Origin of the sequence: Actinoplanes sp. CA-030573 (genome assembly GCF_050951115.1) — a bacterium.
GTDB lineage: Bacteria > Actinomycetota > Actinomycetes > Mycobacteriales > Micromonosporaceae > Actinoplanes.
The window spans coordinates 2,881,723-2,903,855 of the sequence record NZ_CP192038.1 but is presented as its reverse complement, the minus strand read 5'-3'; the positions used below and the strand labels follow the sequence as shown (position 1 = coordinate 2,903,855).

Annotated in this window: 19 protein-coding genes; all 19 read right to left on the bottom strand. The window is 69.3% G+C overall.

Annotated elements, in window-relative coordinates; translation table 11 throughout:
• Nucleotides 1–87 precede the first annotated feature (87 nt).
• Entirely contained in the window at nt 88–1,185 is a 1,098-nt protein-coding gene (locus tag ACQP2F_RS13440; protein ID WP_433303938.1) for an IS481 family transposase, read from the bottom strand.
• Nucleotides 1,186–1,566: 381 nt separating this feature from the next.
• Nucleotides 1,567–2,553 (bottom strand): BtrH N-terminal domain-containing protein, encoded by a 987-nt coding sequence (locus ACQP2F_RS13435; protein WP_433303936.1) that lies wholly within the window; start codon nt 2,551–2,553, stop codon nt 1,567–1,569.
• A gap of 66 nt (nt 2,554–2,619) precedes the next feature.
• Entirely contained in the window at nt 2,620–4,407 is a 1,788-nt protein-coding gene (locus ACQP2F_RS13430) for a carbamoyltransferase family protein (RefSeq protein WP_433303934.1), read from the bottom strand.
• A gap of 16 nt (nt 4,408–4,423) precedes the next feature.
• Nucleotides 4,424–4,819 (bottom strand): pentapeptide repeat-containing protein, encoded by a 396-nt coding sequence (locus ACQP2F_RS13425; RefSeq protein ID WP_433303932.1) that lies wholly within the window; start codon nt 4,817–4,819, stop codon nt 4,424–4,426.
• Nucleotides 4,820–4,834: 15 nt separating this feature from the next.
• The gene (locus ACQP2F_RS13420; RefSeq protein ID WP_433303930.1) at nt 4,835–5,872 is read right to left on the bottom strand and encodes a DUF4872 domain-containing protein; all 1,038 of its coding nucleotides are present in this window, start codon (nt 5,870–5,872) and stop codon (nt 4,835–4,837) included.
• Entirely contained in the window at nt 5,869–6,627 is a 759-nt protein-coding gene (locus ACQP2F_RS13415) for a DNA alkylation repair protein (RefSeq protein ID WP_433303929.1), read from the bottom strand. Before ACQP2F_RS13415 ends, ACQP2F_RS13420 begins: the two co-directional genes overlap by 4 nt.
• Nucleotides 6,627–8,126, bottom strand: coding sequence for a B12-binding domain-containing radical SAM protein (locus tag ACQP2F_RS13410; RefSeq protein ID WP_433303927.1), 1,500 nt, complete (start codon nt 8,124–8,126; stop codon nt 6,627–6,629). The genes ACQP2F_RS13415 and ACQP2F_RS13410 overlap by 1 nt, the downstream gene beginning before the upstream one ends.
• A 6-nt stretch (nt 8,127–8,132) precedes the next feature.
• Nucleotides 8,133–8,975: a carbon-nitrogen hydrolase family protein gene (locus tag ACQP2F_RS13405; protein WP_433303925.1), complete on the bottom strand. Its 843-nt coding sequence runs from the start codon at nt 8,973–8,975 to the stop codon at nt 8,133–8,135.
• Nucleotides 8,975–9,682, bottom strand: a complete 708-nt coding sequence (locus ACQP2F_RS13400) for a class I SAM-dependent methyltransferase (protein ID WP_433303923.1) — start codon at nt 9,680–9,682, stop codon at nt 8,975–8,977. The genes ACQP2F_RS13405 and ACQP2F_RS13400 overlap by 1 nt, the downstream gene beginning before the upstream one ends.
• Nucleotides 9,669–11,051, bottom strand: coding sequence for a coproporphyrinogen-III oxidase family protein (locus tag ACQP2F_RS13395; RefSeq protein WP_433303921.1), 1,383 nt, complete (start codon nt 11,049–11,051; stop codon nt 9,669–9,671). The genes ACQP2F_RS13400 and ACQP2F_RS13395 overlap by 14 nt, the downstream gene beginning before the upstream one ends.
• Entirely contained in the window at nt 11,048–12,025 is a 978-nt protein-coding gene (locus ACQP2F_RS13390) for an ABC transporter ATP-binding protein (RefSeq protein WP_433303919.1), read from the bottom strand. The genes ACQP2F_RS13395 and ACQP2F_RS13390 overlap by 4 nt, the downstream gene beginning before the upstream one ends.
• Complete coding sequence (locus ACQP2F_RS13385; RefSeq protein ID WP_433303917.1) at nt 12,018–12,797, bottom strand: ABC transporter permease; 780 nt, start codon at nt 12,795–12,797, stop codon at nt 12,018–12,020. The genes ACQP2F_RS13390 and ACQP2F_RS13385 overlap by 8 nt, the downstream gene beginning before the upstream one ends.
• A complete protein-coding gene (locus ACQP2F_RS13380) occupies nt 12,794–13,648 on the bottom strand; it encodes a carbon-nitrogen hydrolase family protein (protein ID WP_433303915.1) in 855 nt (284 codons plus the stop codon). The genes ACQP2F_RS13385 and ACQP2F_RS13380 overlap by 4 nt, the downstream gene beginning before the upstream one ends.
• On the bottom strand, nt 13,645–14,832 hold the full coding sequence (mfnA, locus tag ACQP2F_RS13375) for a tyrosine decarboxylase MfnA (protein ID WP_433303913.1): 1,188 nt from the start codon (nt 14,830–14,832) through the stop codon (nt 13,645–13,647). Before mfnA ends, ACQP2F_RS13380 begins: the two co-directional genes overlap by 4 nt.
• A 1-nt stretch (nt 14,833) precedes the next feature.
• Complete coding sequence (locus ACQP2F_RS13370) at nt 14,834–15,625, bottom strand: carbon-nitrogen hydrolase family protein (RefSeq protein ID WP_433303911.1); 792 nt, start codon at nt 15,623–15,625, stop codon at nt 14,834–14,836.
• Nucleotides 15,622–16,560, bottom strand: a complete 939-nt coding sequence (locus ACQP2F_RS13365; RefSeq protein ID WP_433303909.1) for a carbon-nitrogen hydrolase family protein — start codon at nt 16,558–16,560, stop codon at nt 15,622–15,624. Before ACQP2F_RS13365 ends, ACQP2F_RS13370 begins: the two co-directional genes overlap by 4 nt.
• A 22-nt stretch (nt 16,561–16,582) precedes the next feature.
• On the bottom strand, nt 16,583–17,608 hold the full coding sequence (locus ACQP2F_RS13360) for a hypothetical protein (RefSeq protein WP_433303907.1): 1,026 nt from the start codon (nt 17,606–17,608) through the stop codon (nt 16,583–16,585).
• Between the two features lies 1 nt (nt 17,609).
• Entirely contained in the window at nt 17,610–20,645 is a 3,036-nt protein-coding gene (locus tag ACQP2F_RS13355; protein ID WP_433303905.1) for a flavin reductase, read from the bottom strand.
• A complete protein-coding gene (locus tag ACQP2F_RS13350) occupies nt 20,642–22,108 on the bottom strand; it encodes a 4-hydroxyphenylacetate 3-hydroxylase N-terminal domain-containing protein (RefSeq protein ID WP_433303904.1) in 1,467 nt (488 codons plus the stop codon). Before ACQP2F_RS13350 ends, ACQP2F_RS13355 begins: the two co-directional genes overlap by 4 nt.
• Between the last annotated feature and the right edge of the window lie 25 nt (nt 22,109–22,133).

Sequence of the window (22,133 nt, the reverse complement as noted above, 5' to 3'; positions counted from 1 at the left end):
CTCCTCCACGCAGATAAACCGCGAGGACGCCTGCGGCACCGCGGGAGGGATGGGCCGCGCCGGGCCCTTCCGATTGGACGGCGTGTATCAGTTGCGCCATCGCCTGCCGCTGCGGGGATCGATCCCGACGATCCGGCAGGCTTGGTTGTTGCTGAATCCCTGCTGCACGAGCTGGAAGTATGCGGTTCGTTCGGCGACGAGCCTCTTCGCCCCCTGCGGTTTCCGGCTCTCCCGGATCTTGAAGTCCATCGCGTCCCCTGGAGCTGGGGTGTTGCGACGTTCGCTGGAATCCAAGGGGGCAGCGCGGCGGGCCATTTCTGAGGTGTAGAGCTTGGCGAAGGCCCAGCCGTCGGCGAGGGTTCGGTGGAAGCGTTCGATTTTGCCGTTGGTCTGTGGCCGGTAGGGGCGGGTCTTCTTCACGGTGATGTTCAGGTCAGCGCCGGTCGTGGTCCAGAGCCGGGATTTGTAGGCGGAGCCGTTGTCGGACAGGACGCGTCGGGTAGTGACGCCGCGGTCGGCGTACCAGGCGACCGCGCTTTGGAGCACGCCAACGGCAGTGATCGCGGTTTCGTCGTCGTGGATTTCGGCGTAGGCGACCCGAGAGTGGTCGTCGATGACGGTATGCACGAACGCGGTGCCGATTATCAGGTTGTGGTGCCGGTTGCGGTGTTTGCCGGTGGTGGCGGCGCGATTCTTCTTGCCTTGGACGCGGCCGAGGTAGCGGTGGCCGCCGCCGTCCGGGATGTTGCCGAGTTTCTTGACGTCGACGTGCAGCAGGTCGCCGGGTTGGTCGTGTTCGTAGCGGCGGATCGGCTCGCCGGTGCCGCGGCCGAGGTGAGACAGCCGGTTGAGCCGGCGTCGGCGCAGGACTGCGTGCACCGTCGAGGCGGCGATGCCGACCTGCTCAGCGATCGGAACTGGGCCGAGGCGTCGTTTGTGTCGCAGGTGGACGATCTTGCGCACGATCGGCGCGGGGGTGGCGGTCGGCTGCCGGTGCGGGCGTGAGGACCGGTCGGTCATGCCGGCTTCGCCTTCGGCGCGGTAACGAGCGGCCCACTTGGCGGCGGTGCGCCAGGACACGTCGTAGCGTTCAGCTGCTCGTGCGGGTGACCAGCCGTCGTCCACGATCAGACGCGCCAGCCGCAATCGCGCTCGCGGGGTCAACGCGGCGTTAGCGTGGGACATGAAGGCCTCCAGTGCTGCTCAGTGGTGTCTCGACAACCCCACTGCACAGCCGGAGGCCTTCATCTGTTCACGAGATTGAACCAGCATCCTCAGATCGAGTGGTCGCACTTCCTCGACCAACGTCCCCGGACATCACACCTAGGTCACGACATCAAGCTTCACAGGACTCCTCAGCGCCGGCGGCCGGCGCGGTAGCCGCAACACGAAGTACAACCAATTGACCGCAATTGAGGTCTGGACGGCCACAAACTGGCAGTAAACGCTATCGTCGGTTGCACGGCTTTCGCTGTCCGCGGATACTGGTCGCGCAGGGGCTCGCGCGGAGCGGCCCGGCCGACCGCGCTACCTCATCGTCCTGGGCGGCGGCCCGCCGGAGACGCATCAGGCCGCCAGATCGCGGAGGCGCCGCATCAATCGCTCCTCCTCGTCGGCGGCCTCGTGCACGATCTTCGCTGCGCTTTCTAGGCACTGCTGCTGCGAGGACTTTCCCGCCTCGTGCACCAGGGCGGCCACCTCGGTCCACTTCTCGGACACCTGCTGATACGCCGCCGAGAGCTCCCGGAACTCGCCGACGCCGGTAAGGCCGGCGGTCTCGTTCAGGAACTCGGCCCACATCGTGCGGAACAGGCCGCCGCCGGTGCCGGCGTCCTGCATGATCGTCGCGATCTCGGGCAGGTTCTCGGCCGGTGACTCCAGGTCGTCGAGCCACTCGGTCATCAGAGCGGCGACCTTATGCATGCCTTTCACGCCGAAGTTCGAGATCGGCGGGTCGAGGAGGTTGTCCGCTGACATCCGGATGCCGTTGCGGGCTGCGGCGGCCAGGTCGGGCAGATCGCCTTTCGGGCGGCCGAGGGTGAAGGCGCGGTTGCGCGAGCTCATCGGGCCGCGCGAGTTGCGGGCGGTCGCCAGGGACTCGTCCGTCGCCCACTGCAGGCCGAGCGGCTGGGTCTCGACCAGGGCAAACCGTTCGTCGTCGCGGCCGACGCAGGCCACGTAGTGGGCCGCGAAGCGAAAGTCGTCGGTGGAGTAGTCGAGGAAGTAGCGGTCGAGCTTGAGCCCGACGACGGTGCCTTCGTCGAGGTCGGCCAGCAACTGCTCCCGCGCCCGCTTCGCCGAGGAAGTCTCGTGGACGGAGAGTCGCAGTTTCAGCGCGGTCGCCAGGTTGCCGGTCAGCGCGTCGGGCTTGATGCGGCCGCCGAGGAACGGCGTCGGCATTTGCTTTGTCCGCCAGTAGATGAACGAGAGGCCGCCGGCGATGCCGAAGACCAGCGACTCGGACAGGTCGATGTCGCGCTGCCGCAGCAGATTCACGAGGGTGGTCGACTCGCAATGTCGGCCGACGAACGGATCCGCCACCAAAAGCGACACTTGTTCACGTCTCCCTTCCTTTGCGTAGATTCTAGCGTGACCCACCAGAGAGCCGTGCCAGGGCCTTCACCCACCCAGACCGCGCGACACCAGGAAGTTGCCGAGGAACAGATGGTCCATCTCGGTCTTCAGGAAGCAGGCGAGCGCATCCGCGGGCGAGCACACGATGGGTTCACCAGCGACGTTGAACGAGGTGTTGATCAGGCACGGGATGCCGGTCAGCTCAGTGAATCGGCGCAGCAGCTCGGCGAGCAGCGGATTGCTCCGCTCGGTGACGGTCTGGATCCGCGACGTGCCGTCGACGTGGCAAGCGCCCTGGATCCGTTCCCGATACTCCGGGCGCACCGGAACCACGAACGTCATGTAGGGCGAGGACTTCTTCTTGCCGAGCTCGAAGACCTCGTCGGCCCGGTGTTCAAGGATCACCGGGGCGAACGGCCGGAACTGCTCGCGATGCTTGATCCGCTCGTTGATGATGTCCTTGATGTCGGGGAACTTGGGGTTGGCCAGGATGCTACGGTTGCCCAGGGCCCGCGGCCCGTACTCGAGGCGGCCCTGGAACCAGCCGATGACGCACCGCTGCTGCATGAGGGTCGCGGCCTCGCCGGGCACTTCCGCGGGGTCCAGCTCCCGCCAGGTCACCCGGTCGGCGTACTGCCGCAGCGCGGCCTGGATCTCAGCGCCGTCGTAGCTGGGGCCCAGGTACGGCGACGGGCCGACCCGCGGCGGGGTGCCCGCCTGCTGGCTCGCGTAGAAGGCGGCGCCGATGGCGACGCCCACGTCGCTGGCGCCGAAGCTGACGTCCAGCTCGGCGAACCGCGACCGATCCAGCAGCTTGCTGTTGTTGACGCAGTTCAGTGCGAGTCCACCCTCGAAGACCAGGCGCGGAAGGTCGCTGCGTGCCTCGAGCGTGCGGATCTGGCCGGCGGTCGCGGTCTCGAGCATGTGCTGGGCCGCGCACGCCACCCGGACCCGGTAGTCGAATTCCTCTCGGCACTGCGGGTCGCCGCCGAAGATGCGATCGAAGAGTTCGTAGTAGGCGGGCACCATGTTGGCCGGATAGGGGATCTTGTAGGTGCCGTCCGGACACAGCTCCAGCACGTGCGTTAGAAACGGGTTCGGCTCCGGCGGCCGGCCGTACCCGGCCAGCCCCATCACTTTGTACTCGTCGTTGTTGGGCACAAAGCCGAGGTAGCGGGTCACCACCGAGAACAGCATCGCCAGCGAATGTCGGGAGTCTATGGTGACGTCGTCGAAGATCTTCACCTCGCCCTCGCGGACCTCTCCCATGATCGACGACAGCCACTCGGCCCGGCCGTCGCTGATCAGGAAGGCCGCGTTCCCGCCGCCCGACAGGTGGTAGCCGGTCGACAGGTGCGCGATGTGGTGCGGTACCTGCACCAGCTTCTCCGGGCTCAGCCGGTGGCCGGTGTGCTTGAGGAAGTCGCTGTGGATCGCCTCGTCGCTGAACATCGCCGCGTGGGTCTCGGCCAGACGCTGCAGTCGGCCGAACTTCTGCTCGACGGTCGCGGCGTGGTCGTCGGTAATCTCGGCGATCATCTTGTTCAGCACGTCCGGCGAGAACTGCCAGGAGAACGCGAACAGGTCGACGTCGTCGAAGGACAGGCCGGCCGACTTCAGGCACCAGCGCATGGCGTTCACCGGGAACTTCGACGTCTTCTTCTCCCGGTTGAGCCGTTCCTCCTCGACGGCGGCGACCAGGTCGCCGTTGACCATCAGCGCGGCCGACGAGTCGTGGCCGTACAGCAGGTGACGATCGATGCCGGTGGCGCGAAAGAGGCGCGCGAAGATGTCCGCGGACCTGCCGAACCCGTTGTAGCCCAGAACGATCATGAAAGAGCTCCTTTCGCTATGGCCAGATCGTGAGGTAGTCGGAGATCACGGCCGACCGCCGGAAGCTCAGGTCCAGCACCGCGCCGGTCAGGTCGGCGCCGCTGAGATCCGCGCCCTCGAGATTGGCGCCAACCAGCCGGCAGTCGTTGAGCTCGGCCAGGATCAGGTACGCCTCGCACAGGTCGGCGCCCTCCAGGTCGGCTCCGCGCAGGTCGGCCGACATCAGGTACGACTCGGTCAGCACGGCGCCGGTCAGGTCCGCGCCGGCGAGCTCGGCGCCGCGCAGGTCGGCGCCGCGCAGGTCGGCCTTGCGCAGGTCGGGCCGGAAGGGGCCCAGGGATCGGCGTCGGCGGGCGTGCTCGTTCCAGCGTGCCGGTCCCTGCAGCAGTACGGACTCGTCCTCGGTGGGCATCTCTCGTCCTCGCGCCTACACGGTGCTGAGCGCGGTGAGCGCCCGCTTCTCGATGTCCATCGCGGAGCGGGCCGTGTCGGCTACCGCGTCCACGAGCGGTTTGAGGTCGTCACGTGCGGCCGCGGTCGCCACGGCCAGCAGCGCGGTTCCCAGGTTCGACCAGAGCGTGCCGCTTTCCCGGAACAGCTCGGCCGCGGTGGCGTAGCGCGCGTCGCCGGTGCTGTCGGCCATCGTCGCGAGGAAGCGGCCGATCATCGGACGGAACAGTCCGCCGCCGGTGCCGAACAACTCGATCTGCCGGCCGAGGTGCAGCAGCTGACGCGCCAGCGCGTCAGTCCGCACCACGCGGCCGGTCAGGTCCACGTCCTCGACCTCGCCCCGCTTGGACTGCGGCCACGTGGGCGCGGTGGCGGCCAGCAGCTTCAGCCCGGGGATGCCGAGGTTCCGGCTGCCCGGCTTGAGAACCTCACGGCACAGGGTCCGTACGGCCACCGGGCCGACCAGCGGCAGCTGCGGTGTCCGCCGGGGCGCGCCGAACACGTACACCTTCCAGTCCGGGTTCAGCGGCGGCGATCTGCGGCTGGACCGGGCCGCCTGCAGGTCGGCATCGCGCACCGTCACCGGATCGTCGAACGCCGGGTCGGACACCTCGAACGTCTCCGGCCCGGCGCCCGCGACCACGTTGACGAAGTAGCCGCCGAACGACGAGCGCCCGTCCAGACCCCAGTACGGCAGCAGGCCGAGGTCGACCCGGGTCAGGACGGCCGGCGCCGACTCGAGCAGGGCGGTCAGCCCGGCGCCGGACCGCGGGGTGTGCGCGGCCACGTCGACGCCCATCAGCCGAGCCGCCCGCAGCGGCAGGACGGCCTGCTTGCCGACCGCGATGTCGGGCGCGTTGCCGGTGGCCGGGAAGAACGCGAAGCCGAAGCCGCCGTCCAGCCCGAACACGACCTCCTCGGCGACCTGGTATCCGCCGGCGGCGAGGATGGCGCACTGGCAGGCCGACTCGCAGTGGATGCCCCGAATATGGCGGTAGCGGCCGGTTCCGTTCATCGCGTCGCTCCCTGACCCAGCGCCATCAAGGACCGCCGCAGCTGCGGCTCCATCTTCTCCACCGCGTACCGGAAGGTGTCGCGGCTCATCTCGGTGTGCCAGGTCCGCAGGAAGCCCGCCACCTCGGCGGGATGCACCTCGGCGGTGACCTTGAGCAGCCATCCGCAGCCCTTCTGCACGTATACCTCGTCGTCGCGCATCAGCCGGACGCAGTTGTCGAAGACGTGCGCGGTCGGCAGCTCGAACACCGAGCGGCCGACCTGGCGGCGGACGAACTTCACCACCGCCACGTTCGCGGCGCGCCGGGCCCACGGCGAGGCGGACTCGACCCAGCGCCGCGTCTGCGGGATCTGGCCGAGGTGCCCGAGGAAGAAGGGGTACAGCAGCTTCAGGCACAGGTCGTCGCACTGGGCCCAGTTCGACACGTACGTCTCCAGCCAGTGCTCGCAGCGATCCAGCAGCTCGTCGCCGAGGCCGGTCCGCGCGACCTTGTGGATGACCGCGAAGCCGAGCAGCACTTCCTCGTGGTGCTCGGCGCGGGCCAGTACCTCCTCGGCCAGCAGCAGCCGCACGGCCGGCGGGACGTCGCGCCGGTCACGGAAGTAGTCGTACGCGATCGCGGTGACCGCGGCGTTGCTCACCCCGAGGGCCCGGACCTCGTGCGGGAAGTACCGCTGCATTCCCGCCGCGAAGTCCGGGTCGGCGCGGGTCGCAAGTGTCTTGAGCAGTTCGCCGGCGGCGGCCGCCACCTCCATCACACCGAGCCGATCGCGAGCTTGAGCGGCTGGGTGGTTACCGGCTTGGGCGCGCGTTCCAGTCGGGGCTTGCTCTGCATCACATACTCGTACTCCTGCTGCATCTCCACCACGGCGCGCATGGTCTCCCTCGAGCGGTCGGTCAGATTTTGCCCGCCAAGGCCCCACCACAGGTACCAGTTCTTGTGGCTGAGGTAGGCGTTGCGGACGAAGTCGAGCGTCTGCCGGTCGGCGAGGATGGCCGGCTCGACGTAGAAAGCGGGCACGAAGGTGCCCTGTCCCTCCTGGAGGATCCCGGCCTTAACCGCCTGCCGCTGCAGCTTGGTGCCGCTGAGGATCCGGATGCCGAGGTTGGCGTAGATCTGAGCGGGATTGAGGAACCGCTCGGTGAAGCGGATCGACTCCCGCAGCGCCTGCGGGGTCTCCCCTGGGCCGCCGAGGAAGATGCAGTGGGTGTGCTCGATCGGGCTGGCCGTGAACAGCCGGTCGATCTCGAGCACCCGGGCCATGTCGAAGCCCTTCTGCAGGTCGGTCAGGGCCTCGTCGGTGAGCGCGTCGGTGCCGAGGTCGACCCGGATGCAGCCGGCCGCGTGCAGCAGCTTCACGAATTCCGGCGTGACCGCGTTCGGCGTCAGCTGGCAGTACCAAGGGACGTCGAGCTTGGCCTTGATCATCTGCTCGCAGACCTCGGCGGCGTACTCCATCGGGTAGTTGAAGGTCGCGTCGACGATCTCGAACTCCCGCACCGCCGGGTTCTCCCGCATCGCCCGCTGGATCTCGGCGACCACCTCGGCCGGCTCCTTGAACCGGTCGCCCTTGCCCTCGGTCTTGCGGATGATGCAGTACGAGCAGAACAGCTTGCAGCCGCGCTTGGTCTGCAGCGTCTCGATCGCCGGCTGGTGGTCGCGGGTGAGGTCGGAGGCCGCCGAGACGCCCTCCTCGAAGTAGCGCGGATCGTAGACGCTGCGATCCGGCTCCAGCGCGCCGAGGTCGAACCCGGAGTTCGACTGGTTCTGGCAGAACTTGCCGTTCTCGTCGAGGTAGCACAGCCCCGAGATGGCTTCCAGCCGGCCGCCGAACTGCAGGTAGTCCAGCAGCTGGACGACGCCGACCTCGCCCTCGCCGGCAATGCCGTAGTCGGGCTGGGCGTACTCGAAGAACGACAGGGGCTCGACCGAGAAGCCGGACCCGCCGAGGATGACCTTGGCGCTGGTGTACTTCCGGACGCACTGGACGATCTTCTCGGTCATCGGCCCGAAGAAAACCGGGTCGATGAAGGTCAGGTTGTCCAGGTTGCGCACGGCGATGCCGACCACGTCGTACCTGCCGGTGGTAAGCCGTTCCCGGACCGCCTTGAGCTCCCGCGACTCCCAGAGCAGGTCGAGGACGTCGACGTCATGGCCGGCGTGTTTGAGCGCGGCGCTGATGTAGGCCAAGCCGATCGGTAGCGCCGGCCGGGGCACACGGATCTTGTTGGTGGAGATGAGCAGCACTCGCATGCGATTTCACTCTCGTTCGGGCTGCCAGTAGGTGGCCGGCTGCAGGTCGCCTCGCAGCGTGGCTTTCGTCCGGTAGCGGCGCATCCGGTCGAGGTCGACCTCGACGACGCCGACGCCGGGCTCCTTGCCGAGGTCAACCATCCGCTCGTCACCGTCCACGAAGTCGAACCGCTCGGCCTCGAGGAACAGCGGGTCGGCCAGGATCTGGCTGCGTCCCATGTAGCCGAATCCGGCGTAGAGGTTGGTGCCGATGCCCGAGGCGAAGGCGAGGATGCACTCGGCGTCGACGGCGCGGACGGGCAGGCGCATGTTGGCGACGTACGCGAACATCTCCGGGACCAGCGCCGAGCACACGATGACGTCGACGCCGCGGCGGTAGTACTCCCGGGCGACCTCGGGAAAGTTGACGTCGTAGCCCTGCATCAGGGCGATCCGCCCGAACGCGACGTCGAAGACCGGGTACTCCGAGCCGCCGGAGAGGTAGCGGCTCTCCAGCTCGTGGCAGTGCACGCGCCGGTACTGGCCAAGCAGGGTCCCGGCCGGCCCGGCCAGCACCGAGGTGCTGTAGTACTGGCCGTCGTCGCCCCGCTCGAGCAGGCCGGCCACGATGTGCACGCCGGCCGCCTTCGCCTGCTCGCAGAGGAACTCGGTCTCCGGGCCCGGGATCGATACCGATACGTCCGCGACTTCGAGGATATTGCCGGAGGTGGAGAACGCCTCGGGGAGGCAGATCAGGTCGGCTTTCTGCTCAACCGCCTCGTGGATGTAGTGCTCGGCCCGGCGCAGGTTCTGCGCCGGCTTGCCGAGCTTCGACTCCATCTGCACGACGGCGATCGTGGTGCCCGGCATCAGCCGCTCACCGGCTCGAGCGGACGCGAGGAGATCACCAGGCCGAGGTCCTCCTCGACCACCTGCCAGTCCGCGAGGCCGGCTTCCCGGAGCAGCTCGGCCGCCTCGTCGCGGGTGTACGCCGCCTGCAGCGACCGCATGAACTCGTCGCCGCCCTCCTTGACGAACTGCAGGATGAAGGTGATGTGTCCCTCCTCGGCGTGGCGGTTCATGTCCTCGATGATCACCACGCCGTCGGGCTTGCAGATGCGGGCGCACTCGCGCAGCGTCTCGACCGGCCGGCGCCAGCGGTGCAGCGAGGAGAACGAGAAGACGATGTCCGCCGAGTCGTCCGGGAACGGCAGCCGGGTGAGCTTGGCCATCTCGAACTCGACGTCGCCGGCGGTGTTCGCCCAGACCGCCAGCGTCAGGTTGTCCTCGGCGACGTCGACCAGGTTCTGATTTTCCTCCACGCCGGACACGGCCAGGTCCGGCAGCTTGCCGGCGACGTGCAGCGACAGCAGGCCGGTGTTGAAGCCGACCTCGACCAGGTCGGTCATCCCGTCGCGGACGTTGGCCATGATCCGGTCGGTCGGCCGCTTGTAGGCCATCAGCGCGGACCGGCGCATGCCGAGGTCGTACAGGCGCACCTTGTCGATGTCGTCGTGCGGCGCGGGCTGCGGCACCCGATCGGCGAGGTTGAGCAGACGAGTCTCAGTGGTGGTCATGGCTGACCTCCTCGGCCTTGGGGCGGGAAATGATCTGCAGCGGGATCGACTGCTGCGAGATGAAGTTCGAGATGTCGGCGCCCAGGTGCTGGGGGTAGCGCCGGTACTCGGGCGAGTAGAACGCCTTGGAGATGTTGTCGAGGTAGTACCAGCCCTTCGGACCGGTCACCTCGATGCCCTCGTCGTTCGCGGTGATCAGCCCCTTCTCAATCAGGTCGTCGATCTCGGCACGGAACATCTCCAGGAAGTCGACGCCGTGGATGCGCCGAAAACGCTCGCGGTTGACCCGGCCGGCCTTGACCCCGAGGACCATCGAGCGGCGGATCGCCTCGGCCTTGGTGATGTGCTTGCCCATCGAGATCGGCAGCCGGCCCTCCATCACGGTCTGAATGTAGCGGCCGATGTCGGGCTCGTTGAAGTACCAGTGGTCGCGCAGGTGGCCGGTCGCGGTGGGGCCTAGCGGGATGATCGGCACGTCCTCGCTCCACGATGTCTCGCCGTACTTGGGCTGGAAGCCAGGCTTGGCGAAGCAGTCGCCGTAGTAGCCGAGGAAGCCGGCCTTGGTGAGCTTCTCCGCGGCGAACAAAAACATCTCGTCGACGACTGCCTTCTCCGGCACCGGCGGCAGCTTGCGACGCTTGGTGGAGATCTGCGCGAACTCCATGTACGTGTAGAAGGAGATGCAGGTGACGCCGAGCTCGATGGCAACGTCGAGGCTGTGCTCCCAGCTCTGCATCGTCTGTCCGTTGATGCCGTGCATCAGGTCGATGTTGATGTTCTCGAAGCCGGTCCGGCGCAGCAGCCGGATGCTCTCCTTGAGCATCTCCGGATCGTTCGGGCGGCCGATGTCGCGCAGCTCGTCCGGCACGAAGGTCTGCACGCCGAGGCTGATGCGCCGGATGCCGTGCTCGAGCAGGACGGTGGCCTTGCGCTCGGTGATGTCGACCGGGGTCGTCTCGATCGAGAAGTCAGCGCTCTCGTCGACGTTCAGGCTCCCGAACAGGTGGTTGAACAGCTCGTCCAGCTGCGGGGCGGTGAGCGCGGTCGGGGTGCCGCCGCCGATGTAGCCCAGCGTGATCACGTGGTCCTGGATATATGGCCGGTTGGCGTAGTTGGTGATCTCGGCCTTGAGCGCTTCGAGGTAGGTACGGGTCAGGTCCCGGTCGGTCTGGTGCTTGATGTACGGGCAGCTGAAGCAGAGCCGGTTGCAGAACGGGATGTGCACGTACACGCCCATGGGCTTGCGGGCGAATACCTCCTCCTCGTTCACCGGCACATGCTTGGTCGGGTATTGGCGTACCCACTCGCTGTCGCGCTCCGGGAACTCCTTCCAGAACGGCATGCTGGTGGTGGTCGTGGAGATGCTCATGCGATGTCCTCCAGTTCGACGTGCTCGACAAGGGAACGGACGACGTCCGCCAGGGTGGGTTCGAAGTAGGACGCGGAGCGCAATGGGAGCCCTGCGGCATGGGCGCGCGAGACCAGCTCGGCCAGCGTGCTGTGATGATCGCCGTCGGACAGGTCGAGCTTCACACCGTTGTCGACGTGGTGGACGGACCGGATCAGGCCGCAGCTCATCGCCTGCCGGCCGGCCCAGAAGTGCAGCTGGGCCAGGTACTCGTCGGTGAAGGCCTCCAGGATCAGGCTGGACCGCTCGCCCCGGCGGGTGACGGCGTCCAGCGAGGCGTCCTTGACCTGCCGGCCCTGGTGCAGGACGACGACCGAGTCGGCCAGCGCCTCCAGCTCGTCGCGGTGGTGGCTGGCGAACAGCACGCCGACGCCGTCCTTCTTCAGTCCGCGCAGCATCTCTAGCAGCGTCTCGCGGGCGGCCGGGTCGAGCCCGGTGGTGGGCTCGTCGAGGATCAGCAGGTCGGGCCGGTGCGCGACCGCGCAGATCACGTGCAGCTTGCGCTGGCTGCCGCCGGAGAGGTTGCGGACGTACTGGTGGCGGTACTGCTCGAGGTCGGCGAGCGCGATCAGCTCCTCGTACCGGCCGGGGTCGGCGCGCCGGAGCTTGAGCTGATGCTTAACGTACGTCTCGACGCTGACCCCGTCCGGCAGGTCCTTGGCCTGCTGGACGTATCCGATGTGCCGGCTCGCCTGCCCCCAGCGGCGTGCCGGGGTGCCGCAGATGCGCACCTCGCCTCCGGCCGGGCGCAGCAGACCGGCGACGAGCCGGATCAGCGTGGTCTTACCGGCGCCGTTGGTGCCGATGACCGCCACGCCCTCACCGGCGTGCACGGAGAAGTCGACCGCGCGCACGGCGAAACCGGGGCTGACCCGGTAGTCGAGGCGGGAGACCGACAGCACCGGCGTTCCGGCGCCCGTCGTGGTGTCAGCCATGGCCGATCCTCCTGCGGAATGTCCATGAGGCGATGCCGACGGCCAGGAACGAGTAGGCCACCGCGAGGGCCAGCGCCGACCCGGAGGCCGTGACCTCGGGCGAGGTGGCGGCCCGGAAGATCTCGACGTGCACCGCGAGCGGCAGCTTGGCGAAGACATCCCCGAGCGTGCCGAGGTTGCCGAGCGGGAAGAAGATCCCGGCGAAGTACATGAGCGGGATGACGATGATGTTCACAACCGCCGGGAAGGAGATCTCGTTGGTGTACGTCGCGACGAGGATGCCCAGCCCGGCGAACGCCGTGCAGGCGGTGAAGAAGCCGAGCACCAACAGCGGCACCGAGACGATCCGGGCGTCGAAGACCCCGACGCCGAGCACGATCACGAGCACGAACTGGAACAGGCACTTGAGCACCACGCCGACCAGCCGGGCCAGCAGGAACCCCGAGTACGACAGGGGCGACAGGATCAGGTCCTCGATCGTCCGCCGGTTGCGGTCGATGATGACCGTGTACCCGATGGTGTAGGTGCAGCTGAACATGATGCCGGCGCCGATGATGCCGGGGAACACGAAGCCGAAGTAGTTGGCGGCCGAGGGAGCCGGGCTCACCATCTGATCGGTGGCCAGCCCGAAGGCCAACACCATCGACACCGACGTCAGCAGCGTCGAGACCGCGAACAGGCGGTTGTCGAAGAACTGCCGCATGTCGATGGCCACGAGCCCGAGCACGTCGCCGAGCCAGCCGGAGTCCGGCTGCGTCCGCAGAGTCCTCATCGGCCCCGTCCATCGTGGCTGACGGTCCACGTCGACCGCAGGTCGTCGTGGAAGGGCAGATCGGCGCGGATCTTGCGGCGCTGCCGCCAGTGCACCTCGGCGTCGATCACGGCCTCGCGCAAGCCCGGTCCGGCCTCGGCGAGGATGTCCGCGTCGGGCTCCTGGCGGGTGTCCTGCACCAGGCCGTCGACGATCATGCTGCGGCCGAGGTACGTCATGTTGGCGAACCGGTTCTCGCCGACCCCGCTGGCGAAGACCAGCACGCACTCGTTGTCGGCGGCCCGGGCCCGGCAGATCGAGCGCACCGGATGCGAGAACGCCCCGAAGAGGTTGGCCACGCAGACGATCAGGTCGGCGTCCTGCGCCACGTACGCACGGCTCGCCTCGGGGAAGCGCAGATCGTAGCTCACCAGCAGGCCGATCCGGCCGACCGGGGTGTCGACGACCTCGCCGGGCACGCCGGTCGACACGTAGTCGGACTCGCCCGCCCACACGCAGCAGCGGCGGTACCAGCCCAGCGCGTCGCCGCCGGGCCCGACGAGCACCGCGGCGTCGTAGACGTCGCGACCCTCCGACAACAGCACGCCCGCGGCGATGTGCATCCCGAGCGTACGGGCCTGCTCGGCCAGGAACTGCACGACCGGCCCGTCGTCGGCGGTCGCGTCGGCGCGCAGCGTCGGGAAGTTGAGGCCGGTGGCGAACGTCGCCGGCAGGCAGGCCAGGTCGGCGCGGCGTTCCCGCGCCTCGGACAGCATCTTGGCCGCCCGCGCGAAGTTCTCCTCACGCTGTCCGGGCTCGATCCGCATCTGTACGGCGGCGAGCCGGGTGCCGGGGCCACGGAAGAGGCTCATCGCAGCACCACCTCCACGCCGGCGGCGACCTCGCGGCGGGCACGTTCCAGCGCCGGCAGGAACGCGTCGACCACCTCGCGCGTCACGTGCCGGTTGACGACCAGCCGCAACGTCTCACCGAACCGCTTGGAGGTGGAAACGATCCAACCGTCGGACTCCAGCCGCTGCGAGATGCGGGTCGCACCGGGCATCTTGACCACCACGATGTTCAGCTGCGGTTCGGCGAGCAGCTCGTGTCCGGCCGCGCGCAGCCCGTCGGCGAGGTACCCAGTCACCTCGAAGTTGGTGCGGGTGATGTCCCGGAAGCCGTCCCGGCCGAGGTGCTCGAGGACCGCGAAGGTCGCCACCGCGGCGGCACCCGGGCGGGTGCCGAGCAGGGTGTGGTGCGCCGGCGTGTCGACGAAGAACGAGTCGAAGGCGAACTGCCCGGCGTCCTGCGCGCCGCGGAACAGGATCGCGCCGGCCGGCACCGGGGCCAGCCCGTACTTGTGCGGGTCGATGGTGATCGAGTCGACGCCGTCGACGGAAAAGTCGAACTGGGGCAGGTCGTGGCCGAGCTCGCGGGCGAACGGGATGATGAATCCGCCGGTGGCCGCGTCGACGTGCAGGTGCACGTCCCGCCCGGACACCGCCGGCCCGATCTCGTCGACCGCGTCGACCACGCCGAACTCGCTGCTGCCGGCGGTCGCGATTACCGCGACGGTGTGCTCGGTGATGCGCCGGGCCACCTCGCCGGCCGGCAGGTGCAGCGCGTCGTCGACCGGCACGACCACCGGGGTCAGGCCGAGCAGGCCGAAAATCTTGGTGAAGGAGTAGTGCACGGTGCTGCTGACCACGACCTCCGGCCGGTGGGTCAGCCGCCCCTTGCCCCGCGCCGACTCGCGGGCCACCAGCATTGCGATCAGGTTCGCCTCGGTGCCCCCGGACACCAGGTTGCCCGAGCCGCCGGGATTGGCCACCAGGTCGAGCAGCAGCTGGACGACCCGGCGTTCGATCCGCTTGGTGCCACGGAAGATGCGCACGTCACCGAGATTGGTGTGCGACGCGCTGGACGCCATCTCCACACCCAGCGGGTGCGGCTCGGTGCAGATCGAGTTGAGCACCCGCGTCCAGGGCACGTCGTCGGCCAGTTCGGCGGCGATCCGTCGTCGGACGTCGGGGGCGGGTACGCCGTCGGTTCGCATGTCAGCCCACCTGCGCCGTGAGGTCCGCGTACAGCTCGGTACGCCGGGCCCACAGCCCGAACCAGAGGGTCTGCTGGAAGCGAAGATCGGGTTCGCGCAGATGCCGGACCTTCGCGACGTCCCACGGCGCCTCGATCACGCCCTCGGCCGTGCCCGCCTCGGCGACGAAGCCCTCGGGCATCGCCACCGCACTGCCGCCGCCGGAGCTCTCGCTCAGCGCCGAGGCGAAGGCGACCGCGACGGTGTTGAGGGTCGCGATGCCCCACACCGCCGATCGCTGCGCCGCCTGCTGCACGCCGTCGAGAGCGCCGGCCACCAGTAGCAGCTCCGCGCCGGCCAGGCACTCCACCCGCGGCGGCTCGACCAGCCAGAAGTCCGGGCCGAGAAGCACGCCGACGTGGCCGAAGGGCGTCTCGACCACCGGGAAGTCGGTGCCGGCGCCGGTCGTCCCGTTGGCCAGAACCGGCCGTTCCACCTGGGCGCACACCGCGCCGTCCGGGTCCAGCAGCCGCACCACCTGGGCCGGGCCGGCGCCGGGCCGGTCCTCCACCCACGAGCCGGTCAGCACGTAGGTGCCGTGCCGGCGCGCCAGCGCCGCCAGGCGGTCCCGACACTGCTCGCGCAGAGCCGGCGCGAAAGGGGCGCGGTCGACATCGGTGGCAGCGAAGACGTTCTCCGGGAGCACGACGAACGAGGCGTCATCGGTGACCCACCCGTCTAGGTCGTCGAGCACCGCGGCGACGGTCGCCTCTGCGCTGTCCCGGCGGGCGTGCTGAGCTACAAAGATGGTCACTGACGGGTCCCTTCACTGGCGTTGGTCGCGGCAACAGGGCGGCCCCGGTTCGGGCCGCCGGGTCCGCTCAGGCTCGCCCGCAGCTCGGCGGCCAGGTCCCGGTTCGCCCCCACGTACGGCCCGAGCAACGGCCGGTACGCCTCCGGGCGGCGCAGCCGCTGCCAGCGCCGGCCGTCCCCAGGCGCGGGCTCCTCGATGTCGACCACCAGGACCTCGGGCTTGTCGCTGCCGGCCTGGGCGATGACGCCCTCGGGCGTGGCCACCAGACTGGTCCCGGCGAAGTGGATCTCCACGAGCCGGTCGCCGCGCTTGCCGCGCACGACGCCGACCGAGCTCGCATAGACGATGTTGACGTCGTTGAGGTACGCGGCAGTGCGCAGCGCGTTAACCATCAGCGGCTGGTTCTGCCCGAGCGTCCCGCCCGGCACGAAGATGGTCCGGGCTCCGGCCAGAGCTAGCATCCGGATCACCTCGGGGATCCAGAAGTCGGAGCAAACCGCGATGCCGATCTGCCCGAACTCGGTAGTCGTGACGCCGAGCGAGTCGGCCTGCCGGCACACCACCATCTCGTTGCCGAACGCGTGCGCCTTGATCGACTGCCCGGCGATGGCACCTTGCCGGCCGATCAGCAGGGACGTGTTGCGATACATGCCGTCCTGCAGGTCCTCGACGATCGAGCCGAGCAGGATGTGCGTATCGAGCTTGCGGGCCAGAGTCTGGAAGCCGTCGACGACCGGGCCGGGGATCGGCGTGTCGGTCCGTCCCTTCAGACCGTCCTGACCGGGCATGTACCACGGGGGGCCGAGCAGGAACTCGGGGAAGCAGACGAGGTCGATGTCGCCGTCCCGGCAGATGTCCTCGATCACCTGGTACGCGTTGCGCAGGCCTTCCTCATGATCGTCGACCCATTGCGTCTGTACTACCGCTACCCTCATACGTCTCGTCTCCTCGTGCCGGTCATGATGTGGCGGTACTCCAGTCGTTCACGTCGACGATCGCGATCTCGGCGTCGACGCCGTACGCGTCGCGAATCCGGTCCCGGATCGATCGCTGCACCGCGCCGTCGCGCACCGGTTCCGCTCCGGCGACCGCGCAGGTCACATGGAAGACGCCGGCGCGGACGTCGCAGGCGAAGTGCGGCGCGAGGCCGCGCTCGGCGAAGACGATCCGCTCCACGTCCACGGCCGAGACCGGGCCGCCCGGTCCGGTGACCGCGGCGGTCAGGCTGCCCAGCGGCACCAGCACCGGACCGGCGGCGCCGCAGGCACACCGGCGGCCGTCCGGGTCGAGCTCGACCAGCTCGCCGGTAGGCACCCCGTCGAGCAACAGCTCGCCGCGCGGACCGTCGTGAACCTCGGCACGCAGCCAGTGGTCGCACACGTGCAGGGTGCCGTGCTCGCAGGCCACCGCCACCGTGGGCGTCGACGGCGTGCCGTAGAGGGCGGAGGTGGCCGCCGTCCAGGCCGCGCCGATGCGGTCGAGGCGCTCGGTGGAGCAGGCCTCCCCGACCGCGATGATCGAACGGATCGTCGAGTCCGCGGGCCGCCGTCCCTGCGCTACCGCGAGCCCGGTCAGCTCGGCCGCGAAGCTCGGCGGGCACACCAGGGCGGTGGCCCCATAGTGCTCGATCAACTGCAGCAGCCGCGGCATCGGGCAGATGGTCCGGCTGGTCCCGACGCTGATCACGGACGCGCCGACCATCTCGATCACGCGGTCCACCTCGGCGCCGATGAACGACAGCTCGTACGGGGTGGCCGAGACCACCACGTCGTCGGAGGTGAGCAGCCGATCAAGCGCCAGCGTCAGGTCGATCTGGTTGCGGATCCACTCGTCGCGGCTGAGCACGACCGGCTCGGTCCCGCCAGCCGGACCGGGGCGTTCGCCGTAGCGGGCGCGGACCGGGCCGGCGCCGGCCGGGTCCGCCGGTTCGCCGGCGAGCAAGTGCAGGAACTGCTCGTAGTGGGTGGTGATCGGCGCGGTCAACTCAGCGCACCCCCGCTTCGAGGCTGAACCGGCGCCACCCGTACGCGCCGAGCGCGCTGTCCCCGCGGCCGTCGCGCAGCAGCGGCCGCCGATCGGCGCCGGCATCCATGTCGACGGTCACCACGGTCGCGAGCACGAACTGGTGATCGCCGATCTGGTAGGTGGACTTCAGGCTGCAGTCGAGGGTGCCGACGGCGCCGGCGAGCCGGGGGCAGCCGTTGGCCGACGGGGTCCACGCGAGGGCCTCGAAGCGGCAGTCCGGGCGGCCCTGGGAGAGCGCGTCGGCCACGTCCTTCTGGTCCTCGCCGAGGATGTTGACGCAGAACCGGCCGGTGTCGGCGATGGCCAGCCAGCTCGTGCTGCGCGAGCGCACCAGGAAGCCGATCAAAGCCAGCTCGTCGGAGACCACGGTCAGCGAGCCGATCACCAGGCCGTACGGCGTCGGGTCGTTCTGCTCGGCGTTCCGGGCGGTGCCGGCCACCACCGTGACCGCCAGGGGCAGCAGCTCGCCGAGCACGCCGAGGTCGGGCGCCACGCCGATGGGCGGCCCGGCGGCCGGCTCGGTCCCGGGCGCGGTCGAGTCCGGCTCGTCGCGCAGCCGGCGGACGAACTGGCCGGTCACGCTGTCCGGGTTGGCGGCGAGGGCGGCCGGCGTGCCGCTGTGGACAACCCGGCCACCGTCGTGACCGGCGCCCGGCCCAAGGTCGATCACCCAATCCGCGATCGCGATCACCTTCACGTTGTGCTCGATGACCACGATGGTGTTGCCGGTGGACAGCAGCCGCTCGAACAGCGCCAGCAGGTGGCGGATGTCGGCCGCGTGCAGACCACGGGTCGGCTCGTCGAAGATGAACAGCGTCCGGCTGCGCCGCTGCTTGAGCAGTTCGCCGGCCAAGTTGAGCCGTTGCGCCTCACCGCCGGAGAGCGTGGTGGTCGAGCAGCCCAGCTGCAGGTAGCCCAGGCCGAACTCGTCGAGCACGCCGAGCGCCTGGACGACCTTGGGGTAGCCTGCGGCGTCGAACCAGCCGAGCGCGTCCTCGACGGTCATCGAGAGCACGTCGTAGATGTTCCTGCCGTTGAGCCGTACCTCCAGGACGTGGTCCTGGAACCGGCGGCCGTCGCATTCGGGGCAGACGACGAACTCACTCTTGAACAACGTCATCTCGATCTCGGCGAGGCCCAGTCCCTTGCAGGCCTCGCACCGGCCACCGGCCACGTTGGGGCTGAACTCGCCCCGGCCCAGGCCCCGCTCGAGGGCGTCGGCGCTGCCGGCGAAGGCGTCGCGGATGTGGTCGCTGATGCCGATGTAAGTGACCAGCGTGCTGCGGCTCGATCGGCCGATCGGGCGCTGCTCCACGTAGATGACGTCGTCGAGGGCGTTGGCGCCCTCGACACCGGCGCCCCCGGCCGCGGTCCCGGCCGACCGCCGCGCGATCACCCGGGACACCGCGTCGTGGATGCCGGCCACCAGCGAGCTCTTGCCCGCGCCCGACACCCCGGAGACGCAGGTGAGGCCGCCGAGCGGGAACCGGGCGGTCTGGTCCACGACGTTGTTGCGGGTGATGCCGCCGATCTCGAGCCAGCGCGCGCCGGTGAGATCGACGGCGGTCCGAGACGGCGCCTCGGAGAGCATCGCGGCGGCCGTCGGCGAATCCCCGGCGCGCAGCAGGTCAGCGAACCGGCCCTCGAAGACGATCTCGCCGCCGCGCGACCCCGCGCCCGGGCCGAGCTCGACGATCCAGTCTGCGGCACGGATCACCGACTCGTCGTGCTCGATGACGATGACGGTGTTGCCGAGGTCGCGTAGCCGCCGCAGCGACGTGAGGATCTTGCCGGTGTCGGCCTCGTGCAGGCCCGCCGTCGGCTCGTCCAGCACGTACATGACCCCGGTCAGGTCGCTGGCCAAATGCTGGGCCAACAGCAGCCGCTGCAGCTCGCCGCCGGACAGCGTGGTGACCGGCCGCCGCAGCTGCAGGTGCCCGAGGCCGACCTCGTCGATGTTCGCGCTCTGCTTGACGATCGCCGCCGCGAGCTCGCGGACCTGCGGAGGCATGTCGCCGGAGGCGAGCGCCTGGCGCAGCCGGGCGATCGACCGCGACAGTTCGTCGCTCTGGAAGTCGTGGAAGGTGTGACCGGCCACGGTAGCCCTGAGCGACTCGGGACGCAGCCGGCCGCCGCCGCACGCCGAGCACACCTCCCGCCCGAGGTAGTTGGTGAAGGCGTTGCGGCGGGCGGCCGACGAGGCGTTCTTGTACGCACGCTCGAGGAAGTCGAGGATGCCCTCGAACCGGAAGTCGTTGGTGACCTTGCGGATCTTCAGTGTGTAGATGGTGTCCGAGCCGTGCAGCACCCGCTCGGTCTGCTCCGGGCTCAGCTTCTCGAACGGCAGGTCGAGGTCGAGCCCGATGTCGGCGGCCATGGCCTCGAAGGCCTTGCGCACGTTGGGAACGGCGAACGTGCCCGGGTCGGCGCCGTCCCAAATCTCAGTGAGCGTCTTCGAGCGGTCCGGGATGATCTTGTCGAGGGCGAAGCCGACGATCTCGCCGACGCCGTCACAGCCCAAGCACTTACCCTCCTTGCGGTTGGGGCTGAAGTGCTTGGCCGAGTGCGGCTCGGCGAAACAGCCGCAGGTGTCGCAGAACAGGTCCGCGCCGGTCGGGCCGAGGCACACCGGGCAGACCGGCCGGGAGCCGGCGCCGAACAGCAGCCGGTACAGCCCATCGAGGCCGGTGAGGGTGCCCACGGTGCTACGCGGGTTGGAGTAGCCCCCGTCGCGCTGGCGCAGCGCGACCGGCGGCTGAGTGCCGGCGATCCGGTCGAACTGGTAGTCGCCGTCGCCCATGTCGAGCGACTTGCTGGACAGCGCGCCCAGGTACAGGGTCTTCGAGTGCTCGAAGAGGGTGTCAATAATCAGCGACGACTTGCCGGAGCCGGACACGCCGGCGGCGACGACGAGCCGGCCCTTGGGCAGCGACACGTCGACGGACTTCAGGTTGTGGGTGGTGACGCCTTCAAGGCGAATGCTGTGCAGGCTCATTGGACGTCGTCCCGCCCTTCGGCCAGCTTCCGGGCCTGGCTCTCGCACCGCCGCAGGTCGGGGTAGCGGGCGTAGAGCATCGAGCGGACCCGGGCAGGGTCGCCGCGGTTCCACGTCTCGTAAAGCTCCTGGCGCATCCCGAACCGGTCGACCACGAGGTCGGCCGCGAGCCGGAAAAGCCGCGCCTTGTCGTCGACGGTCATTTCCCGCCCGCACATGTAGGCGTCCAGCACCGCACGCAGCTCCGGCGCGCGCAGGTCGGCGTCCGACGGCTGGACGATCAGGCCGGAGGCCGCGATCTGCCGGATGATCGCCGAGGCCCGGGTCGAGAAGCCGCCGGCGACGGCGTCGAGCGCGGCCGTCGAGCCCGGTGCGAGCAGTCCGGACGCGGTGGGCCGGGACTCGGCGTCGATCGCGGCGAGGCCAAGCCGGACGATCTCCACGTACGAGGTCAGCTCGCCGAGGAGGCTGGTGACCTCGCGGAACTTGTCGACGCCGATCGCCTGCGCCAGCAGCGAGGCGACACCCAGCATGGTGCGCAGCCGATGATAGTAGCGAATCTGGCCGGTGTAGAGCGACCACTTGTTCAGCTCGCCGAAGCCGCGCATCGCCACGGCCGAGTCGTCGAGCAGGAACACCCGGTTCATCGGGATGAACACGTCGTCGAACACCAGCATGGCGTCCTGCTCGTCGTAACGCGCGGACAGCCCGGCGGAGCCGTCGGCGTACGACTCCCGGCACAGCACGCGCAGGCCCGGCGTGGCCAGCGGCGCGGCGAACCAGCAAACGAAGCTGGGGTCCTCGCGCAGGTAGTTGGCCGGCGAGAGGTAGATGAGGACCTCGTGGGCGTACGGGGCGAGGGTGGCGATCTGCTTCGCGCCGCGCACCACGATGCCGTCGGCGCCGCGACGCACCACGCGCAGTCCCAGCTCGGGCCGATAGGCCGGGGTCGAGGACCGGTCGATCTGCGGGTCGCCCAGGCCGTGGGTGAGCGTAAGGTCGTTCTCCCGGCAGTAGTGGTAGTAGCGCTCGGCGTTGCGCCCGAACTCCGGGTCCACCTCGGCCAGCTGGAACCGGAAGTCGTACAAGCCGACCACGACGTTGGACATGAAGTCGGGCACGCGGGACAGCTGGCCGTACGAGGCCTCCACCCACCGGTGCGAGTTGACCCACTTGCGGCCCAGGTCCTGCTGGTCGGCCGGCGCCAGGTAGGACAGGCTGACCGACCGCCCGGAGACTTCCGAGCGGTGCAGCATCTCGTCCGCCCGGTCGGGCCGGTGCTGGGCGTCGTAGAGGCCGGCCAGCGTGGACAACATGGGCCGAAACCGCGGGTCGCCGGCCACGTCGACCCGGCGGCCGCCGCACCACACCTCCCGCTCGTCCTTGATGCTGGCCACGTAGCCGGCTCCGTGCCAGGCGCCGCCGGAGCTGCCGGGCAGGAGTGCGATGTCGTCGATGGGCATGACGCGATCAGATGCCCTGGTCTCG